The following is an 18,098-nucleotide window of genomic DNA, read 5'->3' as shown; positions in this document are numbered from 1 at the left end:
TCACGCCTCACGCCTCGCGCCTCACGCCTCGCGCCTCACGCCTCACGCCTCGCGCCTCACGCCTCGCGCCTCACGCCTCGCGCCTCGCGCCTCGCGCCTCTCGCCTCACGCCTCGCGCCTCACGCCTCGCGCCTCTCGCCTCGCGCCTCCCGCCTCGCGCCTCTCGCCTCACGCCTCTCGCCTCCCGCCTCGCGCCTCTCGCCTCTCGCCTCACGCCTCTCGCCTCGCGCCTCGCGCCTCGCGCCTCTCGCCTCACGCCTCACGCCTCACGCCTCGCGCCTCGCGCCTCGCGCCTCACGCCTCGCGCCTCACGCCTCACGCCTCACGCCTCACGCCTCACGCCTCAGATGACCGCCTCGCGCTCGCCCGACGCGGTTGTGCCGCCCTGGATCGGCGGGATGGCTGGATGTGCCGCTGCGCTCTCCGCTGCAGGCAGCCCTGCGACCGCAGGGCTTCGGGCGTTCACGTCCGCGCATGCACGTCAACCCCCTCCTGTATAATAGGCGTGCATCCTGTGCAACGGAGAGGAGAACATATGCGAATTGCTATTATGTCAGACATTCACGACCACATTTCACGCCTGGCGACGGCTCTCGAGCGTGTGCGCGGCGCCGATACGCTGATCTGTTGCGGCGATCTCTGCTCGCCGTTCATCATGCGGCAGTTAGGCGAGGGATTCGCCGGTCCGATCCACATCGTGTTCGGCAACAACGATGGTGATCTGTTCCGCCTGACGACGACCGCAGCGCGGTTTCCGGCAATCACACTGCACGGCGCCTTTGCCGAACTCGATCTTGGTGGGTTGCGGGCTGCCGTGACGCACTACCCGGAAATTGCCATGCCGTTGCTCGAAGGCGGGCGCTACGGTCTGGTCTGCTGCGGGCACAATCATCAGTACACCGTCGTGCAGCGCGGCGCCGTGACGCTCGTCAACCCCGGCGAGGTAATGGGCGAACTCTACGGCGCCGCCACCTGCGCCCTGTACGATAGCGAAACCGGGGAGGTCAAGCGGCATGATCTGTAGCTGCGGCGAACAGTGCATCCGCCATGCGGTCGATGTCGTCTGCGCGCATTGTCAGGCGTTGGCGCTCACTCCAGTTCAAGGCGCGCTGGAGATCGAGAAACAGTGCGCGCAATGTCATCAGGGCGTCTGAAGAGAGAGCAGGGTCGAGTTCGCGCCGGGCGTGGAGAATGTCCGGCAGTTCCGTCAGCGTTCGGTCGTATGCCCAGCGCAGGGCGCGACATTCGGGCGGATGGCTGTGCTGAACAAGGAAGACTCGCTCCGCCTCGGCGAATGCGCCAGTGATCGCTTCGAATGGATACGTTTTCAACACGAAGCGCAAGCGGCCACGGTGAACGACGGCGCTGTGCGCCAGGCAATCCCGCTGCGACGTAGCTTCTCGATGCACCAGGGTTGCGCGCGGCTCGTAGCGAATGCGATAGCCAGCGCGCCGTAGACGCACGCAGAGATCGACATCCTCGAAGTAGGCGGGGCGATACCCCTCATCGAACAGTCCGATGCGTTCCAGCGCCTGGCGTCGCAGAGCGACAGCGGCAAACGTCACGAACTCGACATCGTGCGGCGTATCGTACTGCCCGCGATCCGGTTCGTATCTCCCGATATGGCGGGAGAGCGCCAGGGGCCAGTCGAGGGTGAGACCAGCGTGCTGGATCGTTCCGTCAGGATAGCGGATCTTGCATCCCACCGCGCCAACCTCAGGGTCGGCAAAGGGTGCAGTGATAGCGCCAAGCCATCCCCGATCCGCCAGGGTATCCTGATTGAGCAGAACAATCGTCTCTGGCGGTGATTTCCGCCCCAGTAATGCGCGGATCCCGACATTCATCCCGCCGGAATACCCCAGGTTGTCTGGATTTCTGATCAACACGAATGTGGGAAAAAGTGCGGCGATCTGCTCCGGCGTCCCGTCACGCGAGTCGTTGTCCACCACCACGACGATGTCCGGCGCCGGGTCGAGTTGGCGCACCTGTTGCAGGCAGGCGATCGCCTCGGCGCCGCCGTTCCAGGTGAGTACGAGAACTGCGCTACTCATCGCGTCGCTCCGCCGGCGTGAGCGTATCGATGTCCGCCGTTGGCGGAATGGTGCGCGGCGGCGCTGGCGGCGGATCGCCGTAGAGCGCCGCGCGCAGGTTCTGGTCTGCTTCGTGCAGTTCGGCGACATGCCCGGTGATGTCGCGCGTCTGATGGGAAAGCAGGCGAACGGCAGTAATCAGGCGGGTAATGTCGCTCGCGAGATGGTCCTGATATTCTGCGATCGTATAGGCGGCGCGGATGACGGCAGCGTTGTGATCGCGCTGGCGAGCGATCAGCGGTGCGATCAGGGGCCAGACAATCCGATCCAGGACGAAGTTTCGCACTGTTCCCGGAAATCCCTGTGCCGGAGGGGTCAACCGATCAAGCCGCCAGGTTGCTTCGAGCGCCTGCAGTGCGCGGTTGCGCTGCGCCTGAAGCGTCTGGCGCCGATCCGTCTGCGATGCCGCCTGGGTCAGGTGCGCAGCGTCGATGGCTGCGCGTCGATTCGCAACGTTCCTTCTGAATGTTAATGCGGAAGCGAGAAATGCAACAACCGGTTGCGCGACCGCCGTCCAGGTATACTGCGGCGCCAGGGCGCGCGCCCGCGCGGCAAACTCATGACGCTTCGCCTCATCAGTCAGCAGGGTGATGAGCGCGTGCGCGACTGCTTCCTGGTCTTCCGGCGGGGTCGCCAGCGCAAACCCATGCTCTCGCGCCAGCGCAGCCGCGGGGTCGCCGTCGCTGAGCACGGCTGGCAGACCAGCCCACAGGTAATCGAGCACCCGCGAACGAATGGCGGCATACGCCATTTCGAGGTGCTGGCGGTGGAGCGACACCGTGATGGTCGCATCGAGAAGAATATTGGCGCGGTCGGCGTATGGAACCCACGCCTCGTAGAAGAAAACATGGCGATTGAGCAAATCCAGTTCGGACGCTAGGGCGCGGGCTGCGTCGGGCATGCGCATCGGCGCCGCACCACCGGGATGTCTGCCCGCCATGAAGACCAGGCGTGCATTGGGAACGGCTGTGATGACCCGCGTCATCGCGCGAATGAGCGTCAGTGGGTCCAGCCAGTCCCACAAGCCGCTGTTCCAGAGGATGACAGGATCGGTCTCGCCAATGCCGGAAATGACGCCCCGTATGCCAGGACCGGTGCGCACCGGCGGGCTGTCGGGCAACCCAAACGGCACAACCGCGACCAGACTGCGCAGTATCGGGTCGGCGTCGATCTGTTCGGGAGTAATGCGACCAGCGGACATAAGCGCGCCGAGGTACAGATCGCGCTGGCGTTCGGTGGCGCAGAGAAACAGGTCGCCAGCGGCGAGTTGCCGGTTAAGCAGATCGATGTCGCGGCGGGTGCGATCCTGGCGTTCCGGGAGTGATGCGTTGCGGAACAGTTCTATGTTCTCCAGCAACGTCGGGTCGTACATATCCAGAATCAAGGGTTGCCGTACATCGGCCAGTTCCGGGTGCGACTCGAGCAGAAACCCATTCGCCAGAATGACATCCGCCTGGCGCAGATACTCTGCCAGCGAGGCGCGGTCGCCCATGGCAAAGTGACCGGTGTGCACCCCCGGCGCAACCAGATCGATGGGTTGCGGCGCTGCCAGGGTCACTTCTGCGTGGAGTGACAACACCCGCGCCAGTTCCCAGGCGCGGATGCCTGGACCGGCCATGCGCTGGCCCACCACATCATGGCTGATGATCAACAGACGCATACGTTTTGAGCGGGCCTCACCGCCGGCGCCTGCCGGCCAGCAGGCGCGCAAGGCGCATCACGCGCCCGTTCTCGAGACGTTGGATCAGGTGTTCGAGAGCCAGGATGTGCGCATTTTTTCTGGCAATCTCGGCTTCGAGGCGCAAAGCGTAGGCGCGGCGCTCTGCAGCAAGGCGTTCGGCTTCCTCGCGCAGAGCGACCGCCTGCGCCAGATGATTGCGCTGATCCAGCGCCAGTTCCCGAAGTTGCCGGTTGGCGTCCCAGAGCTCCTGGAAGCGACGCTCATACTCGTGCACAATCCGGTGAATCGGCTCTTCGCGACGCCGGAAGCGCACTGCCCAGGGCGTAATGAACGAAGCATCGAAATCGACGTCGCGGAAGAAGCCGTGGCGCGCAAACCGTTCAGCCCAGTACTCCGGCGGATTGACGTTGAGGTGCGTTGCTTCTTTATGGTCGTTCGGCGATGATGAGAAGAGAATATCGTCGCTCCAGGCGCACATATTGGCGATAGCCGCTTCCGCATCGGCGCGCGGTATATGTTCCAGCACCTCGATGCAGACGATCAGATCGTAGCGGCGACCGAACGGCTCGGTGATTGAACCAACCCGCACATATGGACGTACCGACTCGTCCACTTGAGCAATAGCATATTCGGAAATATCGACACCGTCGGCATCGACGCCGCGGGCGCGCAACTGTTCGACGAGCATACCAAGTGCGCAACCGGCGTCCATTACTGAACGCGGGGCGATCTCAGCGATAATCCGATCGGCGAGCGCACCGAAAATGTCGAGCCAGTGATCGTTGCGCTGATACGGCGAACCACAACCTGTCTGATAATACCAGGCATCGAATAATTCGCCGGAACTCGCCACGGGTGCATTATTCCTATTCTAACCCAACCGATTCTTATCGTAGCGCATGACATGCAGCGCCCGGCATTGTATCATAAATTGCAGGGCATGCTGCCATGAACCCGCTGCATCTCCGGTTCTCGGTTCTCGTGCCGATGCACGGTCATCTGGACAATACTGCTCTCCGTCTCCCCGGCCCGACGGCTGAAGCTGCGGGCTACGATTGCCAGGCCCGCCTGCGCGGGCTAGACCGGGCGATGCCGGATTCTTTGCTCATACCAGGCGGCGTTCCGTCAGACACGATGGTCGCGCGCCCGGTTCGCACGGCGTAACGATCCACAACGGGCGCCGGCAGTCGTGGACGCTGACCGCGCCCTGGCATCAGCAGTCCCGGCGGGGCTTTCACTTGCGGTGAGCGCCGTCGAACCGCGTCCTCAGCGAGGGCTTTCGCCCGCAGCGTTCCGGCAGTGTTGTACGAATGTCGCACATTAGTATCAGTTCTCAGTTCTCAGTTCTTGGTTTTCAGTTCTCAGTTCTTGGTTCTCAGTTCTCAGTTCTTGGTTCTCAGTTCTCAGTTCTTGGTTTTCAGTTCTCAGTTCTTGGTTCTCAGTTCTCAGTTCTTGGTTCTCAGTTCTCAGTTCTTGGTTCTCAGTTCTCAGTTCTTGGTTCTCAGTTCTCAGTTCTTGGTTCTCAGTTCTCAGTTCTCAGTTCTCTCACGACACTGGTTAGGAAACAGTTATGGACATCGTGTACACTTGAGGCGTTGTTGAGCGGATTGATGCGCCGGGCGCCTGGGCATTTCCGGCGCCATAGTATGAGAGGAAGGTATGCGCTATCTCCTAGACCAGCGTTCCTACGACGAAATGCTGAAACAGCAGTACCATCCGCGTGATTGCTATGTGCGGAACAACGAGTACTGCCACCATCTGTACATCGACGGCGTCAAATACACGGTGGCGCGCGCCGTCTACGCCTGTATGAAAGAAGCGCAGGCGAAGAACGATGCCGACGCTATGCTCCATCTCCAGATGCACGTCTCGGACCTGGAACGGTTGATCAGTGCGGCGCGGGCGCGCGGCGAGAATGTGCAGGCGCTGCGATTGCTCGGCGATCCGCCGCCGAGCGATGAGGAAGCGCGACCGCAACTCGACAATTCATTCGTGCCGAAGGTGCCGCAAACCATTGAAGAGACGGGTCTCAACCGCACGTTTCTGACGGAACATTTCCTGCGCATTCTCTACAACAAAGGGCGCGCAACCGGGCGCGAAATTGCGGCAACAATGGGAGTGCTCTACCAGATCATCGAACCGATCATCACCGACCTGCGCAACGTCGAGCAGATCGACATCATTGGTCAACGCGGGTACGGCGACATCAATTACGAGTATGTGCTGACGATTCGCGGGCACGAAGCGGCGCAGGCGGCATTGGATAAAACACAGTACGTCGGTCCCTGTCCGGTCATCCTGGACGACTGGATCGCTTCGGTCAAAGCGCAGACGGTGCGCCACGTGAAAGTGACCCGACGCAACATCCGCGATGCCTTCGAGGGTCTGGTGATGGATGAATCCATTCTCAATATGGTCGGTCCGGCGGTCAACTCGGCTTCATCGGTGATGCTGTTCGGTTACCCGGGCAACGGCAAAACGACGATTGCCGAACGGATCACGCACCTGATGGGCGATGACATTTTCATACCCTACACAGTGTATGCCGACGGCGCGATCATCAAGTTCTACGACGCCGTCATTCATGAGCCGCCGCGCCGCCCGTGGGACGAGGAGATCGAGTACGACCGGCGCTGGGTGCGCATCTGTCGTCCGGTGGTCATTGTCGGCGGCGAGTTGACCCTCGAACAGTTGAACCTGATCTACAACGAAACGTCGAAAATCTATGAAGCGCCCTTCCAGATGAAGGCGAATTGCGGAATTTTCCTGATCGACGACTTCGGACGCCAGCAGGTGCGCGTGTTCGATCTGCTTAACCGCTGGATTGTGCCGCTCGAGAAGCGCTATGACTACCTGAACACCGTCACAGGGCAGAAAATTCAGATCCCCTTCGATCAATTGATCATGTTCAGTACCAACCTCGACCCTAAAGACCTTGGCGATGATGCCCTGCTGCGTCGCATCAAGTTCAAGATCGAGATCATCGACCCCACCGAAGAGCAATGGCGTGAGATCTGGAAGATCATGTGCAAGGTGCGGAAGGTGCCGTATGATGATCGCAGCATCGATTACCTGGTCGCAAAGTGGTTTCGCGCCGAGGGCCGCCCATTTCGCATGTGCCAGCCACGCGACATTCTCGACCAGTTGATCTCGATTGCGCGGTATAATATGGAAACGCCGCTCCTGACGGCGGATCTGCTAGACGCAGCATGCCTTTCGTATTTCCCCAGCAAGGAGAAGAAGAACTTTGGCGCAAAAGTGCGTCTCGATCTCTAGTGCGCGCATCAGTTCGCTACGTTGTATCATACAGCGACGCATCCATCTCTGGATACGTCGCTGTGTGTTTATGAACCATGGTCGTAGTTGCAACGTACTGGTTCTATGAGTTGCAAAGAATTGTGGAGAGAGGAGCGCAGGCAATGACAGCTGTTCCATTCGCCCCGCTGGCCGGTCATAAGTATATGAACCTGACCACCTTTCGCAAAAGTGGTCAGCCAGTGCCGACCCCCGTCTGGTTTGCGCAGGAAGGCGACCAGATCTATGTGGTGACATTTGCCACGTCGGGCAAGGTAAAGCGCATTCGTGCAAACCCACGAGTGCAACTAACGCCGAGTGATGCTCGCGGGAAGCCGCTTGGCGAAACGGTCAAAGCGCACGCACGGATCCTCGATTCGTCTGCGCAGGAAGCCGCGCATCGGGCGCTGGCGAAGAAATACGGCGTGATGTACTGGATGTTCGCCGGTTTCTGGAAACTTCAACGCCAGACGCCCGTCTTTCTCGAAATCACACCGGTGTCGTAAGGTAATTTCCTTACTGTTCATTTGGGCGACACGATGGGGGGTGCAGCAATGCTGCGCCCTCATCGTGTTGCATGGTATAATGCACGCTCGATGCATATGACGAAGAGAGCACAGGCGTGTCATACGCTCTAGCATTGGGTCCTTTTCACCCTGCGTGGCTCGGTCCGCAGCGCTTCATTCTGCGCATCGCCAGTGATCGTGTGGTCGATGTCGAATACCAGAGCGGATTCAACGAGCGTCGTTGCGCGGAACGTCTCCCACGGCTGGCGTTGCCCGATGCCCTGCACCTGGTCGCACGGATCTGCGGTGAGTGTTCTTTTGCCCACTCGCTGGCGTTCTGTCAGGCGTTGGAGCGTCTGTACGAGCGCACTGCCGGTGCGCGCGCCGCGCTGATCCGGGTGACGGCTGCTGAACTGGAACGCGCCGCCTCGCACCTGCGCGCTGCTGGCGCTGTGCTGCGCGCGATCGGCATGGATCAGCACGGCGCGCACCTCGAAACCCTCTCACGGCAATTCCGCGACATGCTGGCGCAGGTGACCGGAGGGCGCATTCCCCCGCCGGTCTGTGCGCCAGGCGGGTTGCTGCGCGATCTGCCGGCGGGCGAACGGAACGACCTGCTGACGATGCTCCCAGGCATAAGCGCCGATCTCTATCGCTTCGTTGATCGCCTGATCGATCAGCGCCTCCTGTTGGCGCGTACAAGTGAGGTTGGCACATTGCCACGCACAGCAGCGGAGCAGTTTGGCGTGCGCGGTCCAATGGCGCGCGCTTCCGGCATCCGTCGAGATGTCCGCGCAGATCAGCTGTATGCATCATACGCCGTGCTCGATTTCAAGCCGATGGTGCAGGAAGGCGGCGATGTGTACGCTCGATTGCTGGTATTCCTGCTTGAAGCGTATGAAAGTGTGAAACTTGTTGAAGCCGCGTTACAACGTCTTCCTGAAGAAGACCCGGTTGTGGAACTGCCAGACGACATACCGCGTGGTCAGGCATCTGCGGCGGTCGAGGGTCCAAGGGGAGCGATTCGCTATATGATCGAAAGTGATGGCTTGCGGTTGACTCGCGTCCAGATCGATACGCCGCGTCAGTGTGATCGACTGCTGGCGCGCACGCTGCTGAGCCGGGCGCAACTGGACGATGTGATGGCGATACTTGCGTCGGTCGCCGTCTGTGTCGCCTGTGCCGAACAATAAGTATGATATTGCTGGCTTTCATCCTGCCGTTGATGGGCATGATCGCCTGTCTGGCACTAAGTCGCTTCGTCGCCGTGCGACTGATCGGTTTGATCGCTGCCGTCACGCTTCTCCTCAGCACGATCCTGATGGTTGCCGGGCGTTTCGCCCACGACATGCCCCTGACCGTTGTCGATGTCGTCTGGTTGGCGTGGAACGATGCCTCGTGGCGGATTGCGCTGGTCGTCGATCCGTTGGGATGGTCAATGGCGATGATCGTCTATGCCGGCGGCGCGCTTGGTCTGCTGGGTGCGGCATTGGCGCTGCCATCAGACCTGCGCGGTTTCGGCGGATTATTCGCTGCATTGCTGCTTGCGCCGGGCATCGCAGCGATTGGCGCGTGCAGCCCGGCGTTGCCAGGGCTGGCGTTCGCTCCGATCATCGCAGGTATCGCGTGGTTCGGTGCGTTGCGATCAAGCGGCGCTCTGTCGGGGTCGGACGCTCCGCTGACTCTGGCGGTGACCGGTGGTGTTGCGATGCTGTTTCTCCTGGCAGTGCTGATGATCGAGCGTGCCGATCCGATAGGCGCGTCACCGCTGCTGATCACTATGGGCGTGCTGGCATCCGCCTGGGTCTTGTGCGGCCTTCCACCGGCTCATACAGCGCTTGCTTCAGCCCACCTGGCGCCTGCCACGCTAGCGACCATGGCGCCGTTTGGATTGCCGCTCATCGGTATTGCGGCACTCCTGCGGTTGCTGCCCGATCACCTGGCATTGCTGGATCAGACCGTCCTTTCTGTTGTGACGATAGCCGGCATACTGGCATTCGTTCTCGCCGCAGCGCGCGCGGTTTGGTCGACCTCGCTGCGCCAGATTGTGGCGGCGCAGTTGAGCGCACAAATCGCGTTGATCGTCGTTTGCGCCGGATGTGGCAGTGCGGCTTTCGTATCGGTCGCTCCTGTCCTGGCAGTTCATGGGTTGATTGCGACACTGGCCCTGTCGTTGGGCGTTGCGGCGCTCGAGCGTCGAAGCGGCAACGATGATGTGACAGCCCTGAGCCATCATCCCGAAAGCGCCCTGCACCTCACCATCGCCGGCGTCGTCCTGGCAACGTCTTCAGCCATCGGTCTACCCGGAACGTGGGGGTTCTGGGCGCGGCTCTGGTTGTTCGATGCTGTACAGCAGTCTGTTCCCTGGGCAATAGCGCCATTGCTTGCAGGCAACGGTTTGCTGGCGCTGGCGCTGGTGGCGCCGATGGTGCGTTTCTGGCGCGCATCCACGCCTTCGGCTTCGCTGCAACGAGCGCATCCGGGTGAGATGCTTCCGCTCGGCGTTGGTGCGCTCCTGGCGCTCACCGGCGCCTTCCCGGCTCTTGTGCAGTTTGTGCTGGCAAGCAATACGCTGCGCCTTCCAGGACTCATGGGTTCAATCGCATCAATCATTGCTGCGGCGCTCTTGATTGCTGCGCCCGTTGCGCTCCGCCGCGCTCGCAAACGCCGTGCGCCGCCGCTGGATGAACGACTGTCGTCTGCACTGACTCCCGATACCATCGGCGCAGCATTCGCCGGTCTGGCATGGCTTGCAGCGCCTGCGCTGCCAGAAACGACACAGACTCGACTTGCAGGAGCGGCACTGCGAATCCGGCAGGGACTGGCGGTGTTGGGACGCCGCTATTACCTGGCTGCTGTCCTCGTTGCGCTGATCGTTGTGATCCTTGTGTTTGCTGCGGGGTAGTCGATGCCACTGTTCCAGATCAATTGGGCAATCATCGGTCTGACCGTCTCCAGCGGGATCATCCTTCTGCTGCGCGACTGGCGGATCACGACGCCTGCGCTGTTCGTCAACTATCTGAGTGTTGCGTGGTTTCTGGCGCAGCAACAGTTTATCACGCCCGATCTTGCTGTTGGCGGGCTCACGCTCAGCACGACGATTGTGGTCAAAGCGATTGCTGGTCTGGCTGCCAGCCTGATCCTGGGGGTCACCGCAATCACCTTCTCACGCGAATACAATCTGGAAGATCTCGATGAATTTTCGCTGGCGGAATTGCGCCGCGCCGCGCGCCGCGCCCAACGGCAGCGCGCCAGTGAACCATTTCACGTGTCGGAGTATGTGGTGCCGTTCTGGGCGCTGGTGCTGGCGGCAATTGCCAGCCTCGCGTTGCCGCGCCTCTATCCAATCGGAAGTCAGACAGTCGATGTTGCCTGGTACTGGCTGGGACTGACCGGTCTGTTCACTATCGTGATTGCTGGTGATACGCTCAAGATCGGCCTGGGATTGCTCCTGGTCGTCAGCAGCATTGATCTGGTCTATACTGCGATTGCCAGCACCGTTCAGGTATTCCCATTGGCGTTGTTGAGTCTCACGACCATTGTGCTATCGCTGTCGGTTGCGTATCTGAGCGGCCTGATGTATGGTCGGCTCAAAACGCTTGATCTTAGCGCGCTGTACAAGCGGTAAGATCGCTTGAAGTCCATACCGTCGCAGGCGCATCCCAAAAATGTATGTCCTACGTGTTGCTCATAACCTTCCCTCTGGCTCTTGGCGCGAGTTGTTTTCTGATCCGAAAGGAGGCGCAACTGGTTGTCGGGGTGTCGGTCGCTGCATTGATCGCCCAGCTTGCGCTCGTGCTGGTGATGCCGGTCGATCAGCCGGTGCGGTTGCTTGGTCTTACCCTCAATCTTGATCCGCTTGGACGGCTGTTCCTGGCAGGGTTCCCGGCAGTGACGGCGTTGATGGTGCTGGCGACCCGCAGCCTGCCGCACGGGGAGCATTTCGTGTCAATCGCGCTCATTATCATCGGCTTTGCATCAGCAATAGTCGTGCTGCTCCAGGAACCATTCGTTGTGGCATTGCTGCTGGTGAGCGCCGGGTTGCTCTCCGTCCTCGCCATTGTCGATCTTCCAACCGGAGCGCCAACCCTGGTCGAGCCAAAGGTCATCGCATCAGCGCTCAAGTATCTGGTGCTGATGGCATTTGCCGGGGCGCTGGCATACATGGGATTTGTGCTTATCAATGTCTATCGTCCTGGCATTGTGCCGGATCAGACAACCCCGAAACTGGTGCTGGCGTTTGTCGTGGTCGCGTTTGGAATACGCATTGCATTGGTCCCGTTCCATTCCTGGCTGCCTGATCTCGTGGAAGACGCCTCGCCGATGGCGTCGGCGCTGATCATTGTGGTGCTGAATACCACGGGACTTCTGTTTCTGATCAGCGTCTTCCAGTTCTTTCCGACGCTGGTGGCGGAAAATGAACGCGGTTTGCAGTTGCTGACATGGTCAGGTGCGCTGGCAGCGCTGATCGGCGCATTGCTGGCGCTTGTGCAGAACTGCCCGCGACGCACGATCGGGTATCTCGTGGTTTATAATGCCGGCATGATCCTGTTTGGACTGGCAACAACGACATCTATTGGTCTGGCGGGCGCCGTCTTCGAGGCTTTCAATCAGATGCTGGCAGTTCCGCTGTTGATGGTCTCGCTGGCGCTGCTGGAACAGCCAGATGGACGTCCGCCCAAAGTGATGCGGCGCGACATGCTCTGGCGATGGCCCGTAGCCGGCAGCGGTCTGCTGGGCAGCGGTGCGGCGCTGATTGGATTGCCGCCGCTGAGCGGTTTTGCAAGCAAGATGCTCCTGTATGAAGTTGCAGCACGCAATAGTGCGCTTTTATCGGCGCTGCTGATTGGTGCGACGGCGCTGGCATTGCTGGCGCTCGCACGCCTGGCGCGCGACTGGCTGAACGGGGCGCCGGAAGATCAACCGGCGCCTGAAACGCCGTTGGTGCTCGGAACAACCGAACTCGACCTGCCGCCACAACGCCACCTTGCGCCTGAACCGCTCATTGTCGTGCTCGTTGTGCTGGCGTTCCTGGGAGGAAGCCTGGTAATCGGTCTGTATCCACAGCCACTGTTCGAAACCATTACCGACGTCATTCGGGGATTGACATTTGTGAAGGGAGAGGGTTAACGTCGCAGGCGGGAAGATGCGAAGGTTGAAGCAGGCAGGAAATGCGTGGAATGCAGTCCGCCCGGCGACTGAAGCCGCGGACTACGGTTGCCAAGCCCGCCTGCGCGGGCTTAACCGGGCGTTAACGGATGATGTTCTCAAAAACCCTTATTGTCCAAATGACCGCGTATTCGTGTTAGTTCTCAATTCTCGGTTCTCGATTCTCAGTTCTCGATTCTCAGTTCTCGATTCTCAGTTCTCGATGGAAAAGCGTATGATCCGGGTCTATCGGTTTAATACCGGCTCATGCGGCGGGTGCGATCTCGAGATCATTGCAGCCGTCAGCAATGCTGCGGACATTGTCTGGGCAGCGTCACCACAGGAGGCGGATGTCCTGCTGGTCACCGGTCCGCTAACACATGGCGCAAAAGCGGCGCTGACTGTGCTGATGCAGGAGTTAGAGGATCATGCGCCACTCCTGGCCGTTGGACAGTGCGCTATCGACGGGCATCCGTTTGGGCGCGGGGGCTTTGTCAGCGCTGCTGGATTGACCGTGCAGTCGTCGCTCGATGGTTGCCCGCCGGAGCACGAGCGGATTATCGAAGCAATTCGCGCTATTGCCCGGAATAACAATGAGTAAGTGGACAAGCAATGGATATCCTCATCGCAATTGGGCTGGCGTTCGTGATAGCATCTGGTCTGAGCGTCCTGATCGCGCGGGTGATAACCGGTGTCCGTATCTGGCCAGCGCCGTCGATGCAGCGCTTCCCACAGAGCATCGATGGATGGGCGGCGCTGGTGTGCATCGTGCTGGTTATTCTGGCGTTTGCTGCGCTTCCCTGGCCCTTTCATCCGGCGAGTGATCAGTCCTGGGTGGGTCATCCGGCTCTGATAGGGGTCCTGGTCGAAAGCGCATTCCTGGCGCCGGTGTTTGCCGGCTTGCTGGCCTCATCACCGCTGGCGGCGCGCGCCGTTATTCGGGAAGCGCAGGTGAATGGCGCAGGACGCCTGGCGCTCTGGGTGGCAGCCGGCAGTCTGCTGTGGGGCGATACGGGTTGGACAGGACTCGAAGTGTTAGGGCGAATCGTTCTGTTTGTTGCAGGGCTGGTGGCGGTTGCCGCTGCCGCCGGTCTCGGACCATTTGAGCCAGATACCAGCCTTTCGCCATTGGGCGCCGAGGAGGGTTTGGATGAGCGTGAACGTTGGCTGGCATACGTGGCGCGCCACATGCGTGCGGGTCTGGCGCTGGCATTGTTCGTGGTCGGCGTCGTGCCTGGAACGGAAGTCGTTCAACCGACAATTGCGCTGATCATTGTCATCGCACTCTTTGCTGTGCTGATCGCTGGGCTGCGCCGGGCGCGTCAGACGTTGCCACGTGTGACGTTGCACACGACGGTGCACTGGTGCCTCTGGTACATGCTCCCTGTTGCACTGATCACAAGCGTGTATCTGGAGTTGGTGACAAGGGGTTAGGGTTCAGGGGTTAGGGATGAGGGGTTAGATCAATGAGATCAATGAACACTTAACCCTTACACTCCCCATTTCCGGTTCTCCCATGGATAGTATCGAACTCAACGACGTTCACAAATCCTATGACGGCGTTCCTGCGCTGCGCGGCGTATCGCTACGTGTGCCCCAGGGCGCCGTGTACGGTGTGTTGGGTCCGTATGGCGCTGGCAAAACGACGCTGATCCATCTGATTGCAGGCTTTCTGCGACCGGATCGCGGATCGATTCGCGTTCTGGGAAGCGAGCAGATCCAGCAGGTTGATGGGCGCGTCGGATATGTGCCGGAGCGAGCGCGTTACCATACACGATACACCGTGCGTGAATATCTCTTCTATTTGGGAAGGTTCAGCGGTCTCTCCGGTGCGAGGCTGCGGCGGCGAGTCGCTGCCGAGATCGATGCGTTTGGTTTGACCGGCGTCGCCGATCATCTGTTAGGCGCCCTTCCACGCGGCATGGTGCAGCGCGTCGGGCTTGCACAGGCGCTGTTGAGCGAACCGGAAGTTGTGCTTATCGATGAGCCGACCGCAGGACTCGACCCAGAAGGGCAACGCGACATCGTCGATCTTCTCGTTGCAGTCCGCCGGCGTGGGTGCACGATCCTGATGGCGACCCACTTTCTCGACGAAGCAGACCTGTTGTGTGATCGTATCGGCATTCTGCATGGCGGGCGCATCGCAGCGGAGGCGGAAACGCACTCACTCCACCGGCCATCGAGCAGTGTCGTGATTACAGTTACTGACCTTCCCCCAGCAACCGAGACGGCTCTGATTGCGCTGTCGCCAGCAGTGCAGTGTAACCGACGCGAGATTACCCTGGCGCCAAATACGCCGGAACTCCAGGCGCAGGTGCTGCGTTTGCTCCTCGATCACGGCATTGCTATCGTGACGCTGACGCCGCGCCGCCATCCAATTGAGGAGTTCTATCTCGAGGCGGTGCGGGGCGAAACAAGTCGCAACGGTTCATCGGAAGCGCCTCCACCTGGTCCTTCGGGTATGGGGGATACACTGTTGCGCGAACTACTACAACAGGAAGACCAGCGGGCCCACGAGGATCAGGAGCGCAAAAGTCTATGAACGCGCTGGTTCGCACGTGCTGGTTTGCAGTGTTCACTCTGAGCGAGTATCTGCGCTCCGGGCGGATCGTCGTCGAGGTTTTGGCGACAGCGGCGGCATACTATCTGTTCTTTCGCCGCTGGACGATGCCGATGACGCCGGAATACTTCTTTTCAACCGCCGGATTGTTAATGCTGGGGTTGACGGTATATACCGGCTCGACTATTCTTGCACTCGGTGATCGAGCCGTAGGATACGTGACGTTGGCGCGGCGTCTGGGGCGCGGTCCATACCTGCTAGGACTATACCTGGCAGTGCTGGCGGTCTCGTGGAGCGTGTATGGCGCCATCTGCCTGCTGATTGCGCTCACCAACCCAATAGGCGGCCTCGGTTTTGTGGGCTGGGTATTGGGAACGATCCCGCTTTTGCTGAATCTGGCGCTGCTGGCGGCGTTTCTGACTCTGCTGACGCCCATTGTGCTGCCAGCGCCATGGCGTCTGGCGGTGCTGGCGCTGGTGGCGCTGGCGTTCTCCGGGAGCCTGATTGGCGGTGCGACACTCTCATCGTTGCCGGCGCCGGTCGCCGTTGCGCTGGATGTCACGCGCACCATCCTGAGCACGCCGATGTTGCCTGCATTCACCGGCTATGCGATCTCGGTCAGCCGGGACTACAACGGCGCCTCGGCAGCCGTTCCGCTGGCGCAGTTGTTTCTGGTGATCGGGCTTCTGGCGCTCGCCGTGTATTCATTTGCAAAGCGCGAGATTGTCTTTTCAGCCTAGCCACTGCTATGCCAGGTGCAGTATAATCCAGTGGAAAGATGACTCAATGAAGACTACCACTATTGTCGCGGCTTGAAGTGCTGGCTTTACCCGTTGTGAACCTGATTGTGAGCGAACGAAAGCCGGTCGAAGCATCGTGCTAGGTTTGTTCATTGGTGACATGCGGTGTGGCAGAGAGGTCTGCCATGGATTCGGCGTCTCCATCAGACGATGAACGATTGATGGCTATATGCCGGGCGCTGGCGCATCCGGTTCGCCTGGCAATTGTACGCTATGTTCAGCGTCACCCGCGCTGCATTGGCAACCAGATTCAGTTGCATTTGCCTGAACCGCTGGCGCGCGCTCAATCAACGCTGTCGCAACATTTGAAGGTTCTCTGCGCCTCGGGTGTGCTGCTCGCTGAGTCTGAAGGACCGGCGACCTGTTACATGATCAATCAGATGCAACTGGATTGGCTCTGCCAGCAGATTAGCACGTTGCGTGATTGAACGGCGGTTGCCGGCGCTGAGTCGCGTTCTGCTGCCATGTCCGATGTTCGACGATACGCGCTCCTGGTAAGCGCCACGCTCATCGTTGCGCTGCCGACCGTTGCCGTTGCCTATCAGGCGCTGCCCGGTCGTGCGTTTGCCGCTGATGATTTCCAGTGGCTGCTGAACGTGCGCGATCGGTCATTGCCGATGATGATTGCGCGCGCCTTCGATGCCAGCGCCGAGTCGCACTTCTATCGCCCTCTCGTCTGGTTGCTGTTGTGGCTCGAATGGCGTCTGTTCGGCTTTGATGCCGGCGCCTTTCACCGCGTGTCGCTGGCGCTCCATGTCGCCAACGCCGCGCTCGTGGGCTGGCTGGCATATCGCATGACCCGATCACGCGCTTCTCTTGCGCCGATGATTGGGTTTACCGTAACGACACTGGTGGCGGCACTGCACCCGGCGCCGTTTGAAGCAGTGGTGTGGGTATCGGCGCAGAGCGAACTGCTGGCGACTCTCTTCCTGCTGCTGATGTTGCATTGCTGGTGGAGCGTCGATGCGTCCAATAGACGCATGCTGTCCCACGCCTTCTGGTACGGCGCTGCTGTACTGCTGCTGGCGCTTGCATTGCTGACCAAAGAGAGCGCCATCATCGGGGCGCCACTGATTGTGCTGACCGAATGGGAAGCGTCACGCATCACACAACGACGCATGGCGCTCATTCCGCTCATTCTGCCGGTCCTGCTCACAGTGGCGTATCTCTTCCTCGCCCTCGATGTGGCGTCGCGCAACTATCTGGTGCGCGAGAGCGGTTATGGCTTCGGCGCCCAGGTGGCGCTCAACCCGCTTCGGAGTCTTGGATTGATTGTTGCACCGCTGCCAGGCGTGGAGTATGGCAGAGAGGCGTGGTTGCCGCTCGCAGGCGCCGGAGCAGTACTGACAGGCGTGATCGCTCTGGTCATTGTGTGGCGATACGGCAAGGGCGCCGCGTCGCTTCTGAACGGCATGCTGGCGCTGATCCTCACCCTTGCGCCAACCGCGCCCTTCGCTTCGGCGCCAGATTCGCGGTATCTCTACCTGCCGGTGATGGTCATTGCGCTGATGGTCGGCAGGTGGTCATCCGCGCTGGCGGATTGGGTGATGGCAGCAGAGTCAGGCGGTCATACCGGGCAGATGAATACCGGCGCACGCGCCCATATGCGAGTCGAGCGCCTGCTGGTCGGCAGTGTTGCACTTCTGAGTGCGCTGGCACTGAGCATCCTGGCAGTGAACGAAGTCGGTGGCCGGGAAGCTCGCTTTGCCGCCGGCGCACGTCCCGGCGAAGAATTGCGTCTGTTTGCGGCAGCGCAGTGCGCTGCCGGGGGAATTGATCGCGTGCTGGTCGTTGAGCCGCCAATCGCAGCGCCTCACGTCGAGGCGATCATTCGCCTGAGTTGCGGCGCCAGTCCGCAAGCAATGGTCGTCGGCATGGGCGATGTCGAACGCGAATTGCGCCCGAATACGCTGGTCGTTGTGTTCGATGGCGGTTTTCCGCGTTCATTGATGCGAACTGCTTCGGGATGAACACAAATCAAGCAATTCTGGCAATACAGTATAATGTCTGGTGTCATCC

At 60.5% G+C, this 18,098-nt stretch carries 18 protein-coding genes; 13 read left to right on the top strand and 5 right to left on the bottom strand.

Going from position 1 to position 18,098, the window contains the following annotated elements; all coding sequences use genetic code 11:
- Nucleotides 1-343: 343 nt before the first annotated feature.
- Nucleotides 344-466 carry a hypothetical protein gene (locus AC3EA7_RS09885; RefSeq protein WP_488613882.1) on the bottom strand — a complete coding sequence of 41 codons (123 nt, stop codon included), beginning with the start codon at nucleotides 464-466 and terminating at the stop codon, nucleotides 344-346.
- Nucleotides 467-535: 69 nt separating this feature from the next.
- Between AC3EA7_RS09885 and AC3EA7_RS09880 the strand changes: the two genes are divergently transcribed.
- Nucleotides 536-1,024 carry a metallophosphoesterase family protein gene (locus tag AC3EA7_RS09880; RefSeq protein WP_488613881.1) on the top strand — a complete coding sequence of 163 codons (489 nt, stop codon included), beginning with the start codon at nucleotides 536-538 and terminating at the stop codon, nucleotides 1,022-1,024.
- Here AC3EA7_RS09880 and AC3EA7_RS09875 read toward each other — a convergent pair.
- The 4 genes from AC3EA7_RS09875 to AC3EA7_RS09860 form a co-directional block, all read right to left on the bottom strand.
- A complete protein-coding gene (locus tag AC3EA7_RS09875; protein ID WP_488613880.1) occupies nucleotides 1,005-2,051 on the bottom strand; it encodes a glycosyltransferase family 2 protein in 1,047 nt (348 codons plus the stop codon). The two genes, AC3EA7_RS09880 and AC3EA7_RS09875, sit on opposite strands and share 20 nt — an antisense overlap.
- Nucleotides 2,044-3,750, bottom strand: coding sequence for a glycosyltransferase family 4 protein (locus AC3EA7_RS09870; protein ID WP_488613879.1), 1,707 nt, complete (start codon nucleotides 3,748-3,750; stop codon nucleotides 2,044-2,046). The genes AC3EA7_RS09875 and AC3EA7_RS09870 overlap by 8 nt, the downstream gene beginning before the upstream one ends.
- A 16-nt stretch (nucleotides 3,751-3,766) precedes the next feature.
- A complete protein-coding gene (locus tag AC3EA7_RS09865; RefSeq protein ID WP_488613878.1) occupies nucleotides 3,767-4,624 on the bottom strand; it encodes a methyltransferase domain-containing protein in 858 nt (285 codons plus the stop codon).
- Nucleotides 4,625-5,097: 473 nt separating this feature from the next.
- Entirely contained in the window at nucleotides 5,098-5,304 is a 207-nt protein-coding gene (locus AC3EA7_RS09860; RefSeq protein ID WP_488613883.1) for a hypothetical protein, read from the bottom strand.
- A 126-nt stretch (nucleotides 5,305-5,430) separates the two neighbouring features.
- Here AC3EA7_RS09860 and AC3EA7_RS09855 point away from each other — a divergent pair, with 126 nt between their 5' ends.
- The 12 genes from AC3EA7_RS09855 (at nucleotide 5,431) to AC3EA7_RS09800 (ending at nucleotide 18,049) form a co-directional block, all read left to right on the top strand.
- Nucleotides 5,431-7,047 carry an ATP-binding protein gene (locus AC3EA7_RS09855; protein WP_488613877.1) on the top strand — a complete coding sequence of 539 codons (1,617 nt, stop codon included), beginning with the start codon at nucleotides 5,431-5,433 and terminating at the stop codon, nucleotides 7,045-7,047.
- A 143-nt stretch (nucleotides 7,048-7,190) separates the two neighbouring features.
- Nucleotides 7,191-7,571 carry a PPOX class F420-dependent oxidoreductase gene (locus AC3EA7_RS09850; protein ID WP_488613876.1) on the top strand — a complete coding sequence of 127 codons (381 nt, stop codon included), beginning with the start codon at nucleotides 7,191-7,193 and terminating at the stop codon, nucleotides 7,569-7,571.
- A gap of 116 nt (nucleotides 7,572-7,687) precedes the next feature.
- Nucleotides 7,688-8,764: a hydrogenase large subunit gene (locus tag AC3EA7_RS09845; RefSeq protein ID WP_488613875.1), complete on the top strand. Its 1,077-nt coding sequence runs from the start codon at nucleotides 7,688-7,690 to the stop codon at nucleotides 8,762-8,764.
- A 2-nt stretch (nucleotides 8,765-8,766) separates the two neighbouring features.
- Nucleotides 8,767-10,476, top strand: a complete 1,710-nt coding sequence (locus AC3EA7_RS09840) for a proton-conducting transporter membrane subunit (RefSeq protein WP_488613874.1) — start codon at nucleotides 8,767-8,769, stop codon at nucleotides 10,474-10,476.
- A 3-nt stretch (nucleotides 10,477-10,479) separates the two neighbouring features.
- The gene (locus tag AC3EA7_RS09835) at nucleotides 10,480-11,199 is read left to right on the top strand and encodes a hypothetical protein (protein WP_488613873.1); all 720 of its coding nucleotides are present in this window, start codon (nucleotides 10,480-10,482) and stop codon (nucleotides 11,197-11,199) included.
- Between the two features lie 44 nt (nucleotides 11,200-11,243).
- Entirely contained in the window at nucleotides 11,244-12,701 is a 1,458-nt protein-coding gene (locus AC3EA7_RS09830) for a proton-conducting transporter transmembrane domain-containing protein (RefSeq protein WP_488613872.1), read from the top strand.
- Nucleotides 12,702-12,954: 253 nt separating this feature from the next.
- Complete coding sequence (locus tag AC3EA7_RS09825; protein ID WP_488613871.1) at nucleotides 12,955-13,320, top strand: NADH-quinone oxidoreductase subunit B family protein; 366 nt, start codon at nucleotides 12,955-12,957, stop codon at nucleotides 13,318-13,320.
- An 11-nt stretch (nucleotides 13,321-13,331) separates the two neighbouring features.
- Complete coding sequence (locus AC3EA7_RS09820; protein WP_488613870.1) at nucleotides 13,332-14,153, top strand: hypothetical protein; 822 nt, start codon at nucleotides 13,332-13,334, stop codon at nucleotides 14,151-14,153.
- 82 nt (nucleotides 14,154-14,235) lie between these two features.
- Nucleotides 14,236-15,261 carry an ABC transporter ATP-binding protein gene (locus AC3EA7_RS09815; protein WP_488613869.1) on the top strand — a complete coding sequence of 342 codons (1,026 nt, stop codon included), beginning with the start codon at nucleotides 14,236-14,238 and terminating at the stop codon, nucleotides 15,259-15,261.
- The gene (locus AC3EA7_RS09810; protein WP_488613868.1) at nucleotides 15,258-16,019 is read left to right on the top strand and encodes a hypothetical protein; all 762 of its coding nucleotides are present in this window, start codon (nucleotides 15,258-15,260) and stop codon (nucleotides 16,017-16,019) included. Before AC3EA7_RS09815 ends, AC3EA7_RS09810 begins: the two co-directional genes overlap by 4 nt.
- A gap of 185 nt (nucleotides 16,020-16,204) precedes the next feature.
- Nucleotides 16,205-16,507 carry an ArsR/SmtB family transcription factor gene (locus tag AC3EA7_RS09805; protein ID WP_488613867.1) on the top strand — a complete coding sequence of 101 codons (303 nt, stop codon included), beginning with the start codon at nucleotides 16,205-16,207 and terminating at the stop codon, nucleotides 16,505-16,507.
- 36 nt (nucleotides 16,508-16,543) lie between these two features.
- Nucleotides 16,544-18,049: a hypothetical protein gene (locus tag AC3EA7_RS09800; RefSeq protein ID WP_488613866.1), complete on the top strand. Its 1,506-nt coding sequence runs from the start codon at nucleotides 16,544-16,546 to the stop codon at nucleotides 18,047-18,049.
- Nucleotides 18,050-18,098 lie beyond the last annotated feature (49 nt).

The organism is Roseiflexus sp. (genome assembly GCF_057785375.1).
The sequence above is the reverse complement of the archived record's forward strand: the minus strand, read 5'-3'. Positions and strand labels throughout refer to the sequence as shown.

Coding starts and splice junctions, on each gene's coding strand:
- AC3EA7_RS09880 (WP_488613881.1), top strand. CDS start 536: ATGCGAATTGCTATTATGTCAGACATTCACGACCACATTTCACGCCTG.
- AC3EA7_RS09875 (WP_488613880.1), bottom strand. CDS start 2,051: ATGAGTAGCGCAGTTCTCGTACTCACCTGGAACGGCGGCGCCGAGGCG.
- AC3EA7_RS09870 (WP_488613879.1), bottom strand. CDS start 3,750: ATGCGTCTGTTGATCATCAGCCATGATGTGGTGGGCCAGCGCATGGCC.
- AC3EA7_RS09855 (WP_488613877.1), top strand. CDS start 5,431: ATGCGCTATCTCCTAGACCAGCGTTCCTACGACGAAATGCTGAAACAG.
- AC3EA7_RS09850 (WP_488613876.1), top strand. CDS start 7,191: ATGACAGCTGTTCCATTCGCCCCGCTGGCCGGTCATAAGTATATGAAC.
- AC3EA7_RS09840 (WP_488613874.1), top strand. CDS start 8,767: ATGATATTGCTGGCTTTCATCCTGCCGTTGATGGGCATGATCGCCTGT.
- AC3EA7_RS09835 (WP_488613873.1), top strand. CDS start 10,480: ATGCCACTGTTCCAGATCAATTGGGCAATCATCGGTCTGACCGTCTCC.
- AC3EA7_RS09830 (WP_488613872.1), top strand. CDS start 11,244: ATGTCCTACGTGTTGCTCATAACCTTCCCTCTGGCTCTTGGCGCGAGT.
- AC3EA7_RS09825 (WP_488613871.1), top strand. CDS start 12,955: ATGATCCGGGTCTATCGGTTTAATACCGGCTCATGCGGCGGGTGCGAT.
- AC3EA7_RS09820 (WP_488613870.1), top strand. CDS start 13,332: ATGGATATCCTCATCGCAATTGGGCTGGCGTTCGTGATAGCATCTGGT.
- AC3EA7_RS09815 (WP_488613869.1), top strand. CDS start 14,236: ATGGATAGTATCGAACTCAACGACGTTCACAAATCCTATGACGGCGTT.
- AC3EA7_RS09810 (WP_488613868.1), top strand. CDS start 15,258: ATGAACGCGCTGGTTCGCACGTGCTGGTTTGCAGTGTTCACTCTGAGC.
- AC3EA7_RS09805 (WP_488613867.1), top strand. CDS start 16,205: ATGGATTCGGCGTCTCCATCAGACGATGAACGATTGATGGCTATATGC.
- AC3EA7_RS09800 (WP_488613866.1), top strand. CDS start 16,544: ATGTCCGATGTTCGACGATACGCGCTCCTGGTAAGCGCCACGCTCATC.